The sequence below is a fragment of the Nitrosopumilus sp. b1 genome (assembly GCF_014078545.1).
In the GTDB taxonomy this organism is placed as follows: Archaea; Thermoproteota; Nitrososphaeria; order Nitrososphaerales; family Nitrosopumilaceae; genus PXYB01.
Genome location: NZ_MU078755.1, coordinates 1 through 2,220 on the forward strand (window position 1 = coordinate 1; position 2,220 = coordinate 2,220).

General features: G+C 36.4%; 1 protein-coding gene and 2 pseudogenes. All 3 read right to left on the minus strand.

The features are described 5' to 3' along the window. Positions 1-1,011 (minus strand): annotated as a pseudogene (locus C6988_RS10390) (hypothetical protein); the annotation flags it as partial. Between the two features lie 81 nt (positions 1,012-1,092). Further along, entirely contained in the window at positions 1,093-1,707 is a 615-nt protein-coding gene (pdxT, locus tag C6988_RS10395; protein WP_182135324.1) for a pyridoxal 5'-phosphate synthase glutaminase subunit PdxT, read from the minus strand. Then, positions 1,707-2,220 (minus strand): annotated as a pseudogene (locus C6988_RS10400) (pyridoxal 5'-phosphate synthase lyase subunit PdxS); the annotation flags it as partial. The gene pdxT and the pseudogene C6988_RS10400, both read right to left, overlap by 1 nt.

Here is a 2,220-nt window from a genome sequence, read left to right on the forward strand (position 1 = left end):
GTCAAATTTTTCATGACCTACTGTTTTGATCTTGGCTTTGATTAATTCAGCCTTGTATTCTGCCCTATCACGTAGTTCATCTCTAATTTCATCTCTATTAACATCAGATAATCTATCACGTAAAGTATCAATTGCTTTATCCCTAACTTCATCTGAAATTCTATCTCTAACTGCATCAGCAGCAAGTGATGCTACCTCAGGATGGGCATCACGTAATTTTTGAATAGCATGATCTCTTGCCTCAAGTTGTAATTTATGCTTGATTTTGTCTTTGGCTACATCAGTAATTCTATCATGTAATCTATCTTTGGCTAGTTCACGTGCCCTATCAAGTGCTTTGTCTTTTAGTCTATCAATAATCTCTTGTTTCTTATCGAGTGCTCTATCTCGTAGCTCTTCTCGTTTATCTAATGCCTTTGTTCTAATTTCATCTCGTTTATCATCAACACGATCTCTTAATTCATCACGTTTTTCATCTACACGTTCACGGAGTTCTGCACGCTTGTCTTCTACTCTGTCTCTAAGCTCATCTCTCTTCTCTTCTGCTCTTTCTCTAAGCTCTTCGCGTTTTTCTTCTAATCTTTGTTTAAGTTCTTCACGTTTGTCTAGTGCTCTATCTTTAGCTTCTGCACGTTTTTCTTCAAGTCTTTCTTTTGCTAATTCACGCTTTTCTTCTAGTCGCTTTTTAGCGTCTTCTCTTTGTTGTTCTAGTCTATCTTTTGCTTTTTCTCTTTGTTCTTCTAGTCGCTTTTTAGCGTCTTCTCTTTGTTGTTCTAGTCTATCTTTTGCTTTTTCTCTTTGTTCTTCTAGTCGTTCTTTTGCCTCACGTATTTTTTGTTCTCTTTGTTCTTGTAGCTTGTCTCGAACATCATCTCTTTGTGTTGCAGTATCTCTTGCTTGATCATCTCTATCAGATGTCTGTGCAAATGCTTGAAAATCAATAACGCCACTACCAAATCCTACCAGTAGTGTTAGTATTGCAAAACTTGCTAATACTGTTGAGTTATTCATTTCATAACTTCCAAGATTACATGCTTATAAAGAATTACTAACAATTCCTCAGCAGACTGATCATTGTGGACAAAATGTGTTTTATTTTGACTGTTTTACCATGCTTACAAAATATTTGTGAAGAGCCGTATCAGTAGTAAGCTCTGGATGAAATGCAGTACCTAGAATATTTCCTTGTTTTACTGCAACAATCTTATCATTAAATTTAGAAATTGTCTCAACATTTGATCCAGTCTCAGAGATTGATGGTGCCCTAATGAATACACCCTTGAAGTTAGATATTCCACATTTTTCCATAGAGATATCTGCCTCAAATGACTCTCGCTGTCTACCAAAAGAGTTCCTTTCAACTTGGACATCAAGTAAATCTAAGAGTGGTTGATCAGTTTTTCCTACAATTCTATCTTTAGCATTTTTAGATAAAAGAATCAAACCAGCACATATTCCTAAAACAGGCATGCCAGATTCTATTTTTTCTTTAATTTTTTTTAGAGCACCGTTTACTAGAGATAATTGGCCTATCATGGTACTTTCTCCACCAGGAATAATCAAACCATCAACTTGTTCAATTTCTTGAGGAGTTTTTACCATCTTTACTTCACCTGATTCGCCTAATTCCTTAAGAGCATCTTGTGTTGTGATCACGTTTTCCATTACATCACCTTGGACTGAAAGAATACCGATTTGCAATTTAATCACGCTGAACTTCCACGTTCTTGCATTCTAAGCTCTAATGTGTTAACATCTAATCCTAACATTGATTGTCTCTCATCAATCATTTTTTGTGCTTCCTTTACTTTTTCTGGTTCGTTCCAAAATGTTGTTGCAAGAACTACTGCACGTGCTCTTTCTTTTGCATCTTCTGCCTTGAAAATTCCTGAACCAACAAAAATTCCATCACATCCCAATGACATGAGATATGCAGCGTCAGCAGGAGTTGCAATTCCACCTGCTGCAAAATTAACTACTGGTAATCTTCCAAGCTTTGCAGTTTGTTCAACTAAATCATATGCAACATGAAACTCTCTTGCCATACGAACTAGATCTTGATTATCGCCAGAATCGTAAATTGATTTAATTGCACGTACTTCATCGTTAACTTTCTTAATGTGAGTAACTGCTTCTGCCACATTTCCTGTTCCAGGCTCTCCTTTGGTTCGAATCATTGCAGCTCCTTCTTCAATTCTTCGTAATGCTTCAGCCAAAGAG